The sequence below is a fragment of the Halomonas sp. genome (assembly GCF_031581305.1).
Classification (GTDB): domain Bacteria; phylum Pseudomonadota; class Gammaproteobacteria; order Pseudomonadales; family Halomonadaceae; genus Halomonas.
On record NZ_JAVLBC010000215.1, the window covers coordinates 1 to 5,073 of the forward strand.

The window sequence follows — 5,073 nt, forward strand, 5'->3', positions numbered from 1 at the left end:
ACATGATCCAGTAGCTGGTGGAGCGATGTTGTAAGGGGTACCCTTAGGGAGAAGACATCTCTCCATTGAGGTGTCACACTTTAGAAATATCTGATCTTAAGCCTCATTCGTAACTGATTGATTGGATTCAAAATCCGCCGGGTGCAAGCCCTTGTCGGTTCGAGTCCGACCGCCGGTACCATTGGAATCAATATGTTAGCTGTTCCTTCCCTCGTTGATTCCTTCGCGTTTTCCTCATGTTTCAACAAAGTGTCAACCGATCTTCGGTGCGTACTTGATCGCGCCGGGCAGGCGGTCGGGGGACAGGTGACCATCTCTCATGGTCATGGTCATGGTCATGGTCTGGTGGCAACTGGATCCCTGCTGCTTCTTTGACTCCTCTCACGAAAGGCTGACAACCGTCTGTGCGGAAGCATGGTCGACCAGGGCGGTGAAACAGGGGTGGGAAGCGGAATGGTGCGATGACGGCAGTTCTTGGTGCCGACGCAGGTGTCACGACCGTCACGGAACCTCTCGGCTCGCAAGTATTGGGCTTCACTCCAGCGGGCACCTGTGGCGAGGCATAGCCGGGTGATCCAGTAGATGTCGGGGTTACGCGACGCCTTGAGGACCTCGGAGTCTGTGGCCGTTCAGGTCAGGTTGACGATCACCAGTGCCAGGGTGCCGCCGGTCAGGGCGTAGCCCAGCAGGGCCATCAGGCCGTCTTTGGCGAGCAATGCCAGGGCGAAGAGTGTCAGGGCCAGGCCGGCACCGTTGGCGGTGAAGGGCACCATCTCCATGGGGGGCATGGCCAGGGCGATCAGCAGGCAGGTCAGGGCCACGGGGAGATGGGCCGGTGGCTGTGTGAGTCGAACGAGCCGCTGCTTGAGTAAATGGTCGATCCAGCGGGCCGGGCGCTTCATCCGCTCGGTTGCCTTGACGAAGCGCGCCCGCGAGACCCGACGTTCCAGAAGCCAGGCGGGCAGCCAGATATGGTCCCGACCGACCAGCAGCTGGACGGAGGAAAGGATCACCAGGGCCGCCATCAGGGTCGGCACCCCGGGAATATCACCGACCAGCGGCGCCAGGGTGACCAGCCCGGCGACCAGCAGGAAGGGGGCGAAGGAGCGGCGCCCCACGCTGTCGAGGATGGTCCCGAGGCTGACGCTATCCTGGCGCCGGCCGGCCTGCTGGATCCTTTCCAGCAGGCCGGTCATGTCGGTCGGGGCTGCCTGCTCAGCGGTGTCGCAGGCATCACCGGCCATGTTGTCTCCGGGTCCAGAGAAGCAGGACGCCGAGCAGCAGCAGCGCCGGCCCCACGAAGGCGATCGGGCTGGAGGCCCACCAGCCGATGATGGGCAGCAGGGCACCGAGGATCAGTAGGGCAATGGCGAGGGTCCGGACCGTCATGGGCAGCGTCTCTGTCGAGGTGTGGTGACAGTGTAGCGTCGCGGCCGAGGGGTCTGCAGCCCTGTGGGGCTGTTGCCTCGTCCCGGGATGGCGTAAGGTAGGAGTAACACAGTCCTGCGCCCGTTTTCGGGTGGAGGGCTGTTTTCGTTGGTTACCTCGGAAAGCGTGCAATCAGCGTTGACGGAGCCCAGGAGGTTTCATGGCGACGCGCCTCCCTATCATCATCTACCGACTCGATGCCGAGCGTCTGCAGCGGCTCATCGACGAGGCCGACGACAATGACCTGGCGGTGGCCCGCTCCCTGGAAGAGGAACTGGCGCGCGGTGAGGTGGTCGACCCGGAGCAGATCCCCGGTGACGTGGTCAGCATGTGTAGCCAGGTGCAGTTCACCGATCTCGACCGCGACCGGCAGATCATCCGCGCCCTGGTCTATCCCCATGCGCTGGCCACCACCGAGGACGGCATCTCGGGGATGGCCCCCGTGGGCGCGGCCTTGATTGGTCTGCGCATCGGCGACACTATCAACTGGCCCCTGCCGGGCGGCCATGAGGCGCAGCTGCGCATCGATGCTATCCTCTGGCCGCCCGAGCGGGAAGGCCAGTGCCACCGTTGAAACCCAGCCGACTCCGCTCTCTGGAGGTCCTTGCATGCCCTTCTCGCTCTGGTTGTCACTGGCCGCTGTCTGCGCCATGGGGGCGATGTCACCCGGCCCCAGTCTGGCCCTGGTGCTTCGTCATACCCTGGGCGGAGGGCGCCTGCCGGGAGTCGCGGCGGCCCTCGCCCATGCCCTTGGCGTGGGCTTCTATGCGCTGCTCACGGTGTGGGGTCTGGGCGCGCTGATCGTGCGCTTTCCGCTGCTGTTCCAGGCGATCACCTGGGGCGGGGCGGCCTACCTGGCGTGGTTGGGGATCAAGGCCCTGCGCGCCGGACGGGCCGGCGCCCTGGATGCCGCAGCCATGGCCACCAGCCGTCGACAGGCGGCGCGAGAGGGCGTGCTGGTGGCGCTGGGCAACCCCAAGCTGATCCTCTTCTTCATCGCCCTGCTCAGCCAGTTCGTGACCCCCGAGATGAGCCTCGCGGCCAAGGCACTGGTGGTGCTCACGGCAATGGTCATCGACGGTGGCTGGTACGTGCTGGTGGCGGTGGGCCTGTCCCACTCGCGGGTGCTGCCCTGGCTGCAGGCCCGGGCCCACTGGCTCAACCGCATCACCGGCGTGCTGCTGCTGGCCCTGGCGCTGCGGGTCGTGGTCGGGCCCATCGCCTGAATGCTTGCGTCGACTTGTATCATGCCCTGTTCCTGTGATCCTGACCCTGGCCGGGACTCAATTGCCGATGCGTGCCAGCAGCGCCGCCAGCGGCGCATCGCCGGGCAGCACCCCGTAGGCCGGTCCGGCCTCGTCACCCAGTCGCGAGCGGCAGAAGGTCTCGGCCACCTCCGAGGGGGCATGGCGCAGCAGCAGGGCGGCCTGCAGGCACTGGGCCAGCCGCTGGGCGAGCCAGCGGGCACGTGGCTCAAGCACCTCGGATGACGCGGCCAGCTCGGCATCCAGCAGGGAAAGGGCGCGGTCGAGCTCGGTCTGCTGGCCACGGACCGTGGCGAACTCGGCCTGCAGCGCCGCCAGCGCTTCCGGGTGGCGGTCAAGCACCCGCAGCAGGTCCAGGCAGATCACGTTGCCGGACCCCTCCCAGATCGAGTTGACCGGCGCCTCGCGGTAGAGCCGGGCCAGTGGCGCCTCCTCCACATAGCCGATCCCGCCCAGGCATTCCATGGCCTCGGCCATGAAGCCGGGGGTGCGCTTGTTGTGCCAGTACTTGGCCAGGGTCGGCAGCAGCCGTGACAGGGCCTGCTCCTGGGCATCGCCACGCGCGGCGCCATCGACGGCCCGGGCGGTGCGCATCACCAGCGCCAGGCCGGCTTCCACCTCCAGGGCCATGTCGGCCAGCAGCACCCGCATCAGCGGCTGCTCGGCCAGCGCCCGGCCGAAGGCGTGGCGCTCCCGGACATGCTGCCAGGCCTCCACCAGGGCCTGGCGCATCATGCCCACCGGTGCGGTGGCGGCATCGAGCCGCGTCTGCTGGACCATCTCGAGGATGGTGGCGATGCCGCGGCCGGGCTCGCCCACCGGCTCGGCCCGGGCGCCGCGATACTCGATCTCCGCCGACGCATTGGCACGGTTACCGCACTTTTCCTTGAGACGCTGCAGCTCGATGGGGTTGCGCTTACCGTCCGGGGTGAAACGCGGCACCAGGAAGCAGGAGAGGCCCTCATCGGTGCGGGCCAGGGTCAGGAAGGCATCGGACATGGGGGCGCTGCAGAACCACTTGTGGCCGCTCAGCCGCCAGCCATCTGCCGAGCACTCGGCGCGGGTGGTATTGGCGCGCACGTCGCTGCCGCCCTGCTTCTCGGTCATCGCCATGCCGAAGGTCAGCCCGGTCTTCTCTCCCGCAGGCAGCACGCGCGGGTCGTAGTCCCAGGCCAGCAGTCCCGGGGCCCAGTGCGCCTCGACGGCGGGCGAGTGGCGCAGCACCGGCAGGGCGGCATGGGTCATGGTGACCGGGCAGCAGAAGCCGGGCTCGGCCTGGGTCAGCAGGTAGAGGGCGGCGACATGGGCCTGGTGGCCACCCCGCCCCTCCTCCTGCCAGGCTACCGCATGCCAGCCATGGTCGATGGCCAGGTGCATCAGCTCGTGGTAGGCGGGGTGGTAGGCCACCTCGTCCAGCCGCCGGCCATGACGGTCGAAGAGGCGCAGTTCGGGCGGATGGCGGTTGGCCGCCTCCCCGAGGGCCTGAACCCGGGCGCTGCCGGCCTCGCGCCCCAGGGGGGGAAGGCGCCTGGTGACCCACGCCGGGGCCTCCCGGGCCAGGGCCTCCTGCAGCGGGGCATCCCCGGCGAGCAGGTCACGGTCCGTTGGCGGCGCTGGCTGGTTGGTCACCTCATGGGTGGCCAGGCGGGTGCGGGGAGCAGGGGCGGGCATGGTCGAGCTCCGCGGTAGAGGCCTATCATGAGCATGGTCGTCGCCCCGGGAACGGTCAACGCGTGGCGTGACGCTGCCGCCGTGACTGGGTAGGCTGAAGGCATTTCCCCGGGAGTCCCCCATGAGCGCCGATGCGTCCCTGCCCGAACCGCATATCGCCGATGAGCAGATCCAGCTGGTGGATGCGTGCAACCGCCCCTGCGGCAGCGCTCCTCGGGCTGCCATGCGTCGTTTCCGGTTCTGGCACCGGGCCACCTATGTGGTGGTGCGCAACCGCCGCGGCGAGCTCTGCGTGCAGCGTCGCACCCTGACCAAGGAGGTCTTCCCGGGCAGTCTGGACCTCGCCGCCGGCGGCGTGGTGGGAGCAGGCGAGGCCGTCCACGTGGCGGCCCGTCGCGAGCTGGCCGAGGAGCTCGGCATCCGGGGTGTGCCGCTGCGCCACCTGGGCGGGTTCGTCCACGACGCGGGCGGCAACCACATCTTCGGCAGCCTCTTCCTGGTCGACCACGACGGCCCGCTGACGCTGCAGGCCGAGGAGGTGGCCGGGGTCTTCTGGCTGCCGCCCGGCGAGGCCCTGGCCCTGGAGGGCGTCACCCCGGATACCCGCCAGGCGGTCGAGGCCCTGCTGGCCGCCGGCGAGCTGGAGGCGGGGCGATGAACCGGCCGGAGCGGCTTTTCGACCTGGACGCGGTGCTTGCCGCCCTGGAGG

The 5,073-nt window shown here is 68.4% G+C and carries 6 protein-coding genes; 3 read left to right on the top strand and 3 right to left on the bottom strand.

The genetic code is table 11. The features are described 5' to 3' along the window. Positions 1-629 precede the first annotated feature (629 nt). Positions 630-1,244 (bottom strand): exopolysaccharide biosynthesis protein, encoded by a 615-nt coding sequence (locus RI841_RS14260; protein ID WP_310706297.1) that lies wholly within the window; start codon positions 1,242-1,244, stop codon positions 630-632. Beyond that, on the bottom strand, positions 1,234-1,389 hold the full coding sequence (locus RI841_RS14265; RefSeq protein WP_310706298.1) for a hypothetical protein: 156 nt from the start codon (positions 1,387-1,389) through the stop codon (positions 1,234-1,236). The genes RI841_RS14260 and RI841_RS14265 overlap by 11 nt, the downstream gene beginning before the upstream one ends. 199 nt (positions 1,390-1,588) lie before the next feature. On the opposite strand from RI841_RS14265, the gene rnk reads away from it, so the two are divergent. Both rnk and RI841_RS14275 read left to right on the top strand, forming a co-directional pair. Next, on the top strand, positions 1,589-2,002 hold the full coding sequence (gene rnk / locus RI841_RS14270; RefSeq protein WP_310706299.1) for a nucleoside diphosphate kinase regulator: 414 nt from the start codon (positions 1,589-1,591) through the stop codon (positions 2,000-2,002). 34 nt (positions 2,003-2,036) lie between these two features. Then, the gene (locus tag RI841_RS14275) at positions 2,037-2,654 is read left to right on the top strand and encodes a LysE family transporter (protein WP_310706300.1); all 618 of its coding nucleotides are present in this window, start codon (positions 2,037-2,039) and stop codon (positions 2,652-2,654) included. Positions 2,655-2,711: 57 nt separating this feature from the next. On the opposite strand, the gene RI841_RS14280 is transcribed toward RI841_RS14275, so the two are convergent. Next, positions 2,712-4,364 (bottom strand): acyl-CoA dehydrogenase family protein, encoded by a 1,653-nt coding sequence (locus RI841_RS14280; protein ID WP_310706301.1) that lies wholly within the window; start codon positions 4,362-4,364, stop codon positions 2,712-2,714. 121 nt (positions 4,365-4,485) lie between these two features. Between RI841_RS14280 and RI841_RS14285 the strand changes: the two genes are divergently transcribed. Continuing rightward, positions 4,486-5,022: an NUDIX domain-containing protein gene (locus RI841_RS14285; protein WP_310706302.1), complete on the top strand. Its 537-nt coding sequence runs from the start codon at positions 4,486-4,488 to the stop codon at positions 5,020-5,022. The last annotated feature ends 51 nt before the right edge of the window (positions 5,023-5,073 follow it).

Coding starts and splice junctions, on each gene's coding strand:
- RI841_RS14285 (WP_310706302.1), top strand. CDS start 4,486: ATGAGCGCCGATGCGTCCCTGCCCGAACCGCATATCGCCGATGAGCAG.
- rnk (WP_310706299.1), top strand. CDS start 1,589: ATGGCGACGCGCCTCCCTATCATCATCTACCGACTCGATGCCGAGCGT.
- RI841_RS14280 (WP_310706301.1), bottom strand. CDS start 4,364: ATGCCCGCCCCTGCTCCCCGCACCCGCCTGGCCACCCATGAGGTGACC.
- RI841_RS14260 (WP_310706297.1), bottom strand. CDS start 1,244: ATGGCCGGTGATGCCTGCGACACCGCTGAGCAGGCAGCCCCGACCGAC.
- RI841_RS14265 (WP_310706298.1), bottom strand. CDS start 1,389: ATGACGGTCCGGACCCTCGCCATTGCCCTACTGATCCTCGGTGCCCTG.
- RI841_RS14275 (WP_310706300.1), top strand. CDS start 2,037: ATGCCCTTCTCGCTCTGGTTGTCACTGGCCGCTGTCTGCGCCATGGGG.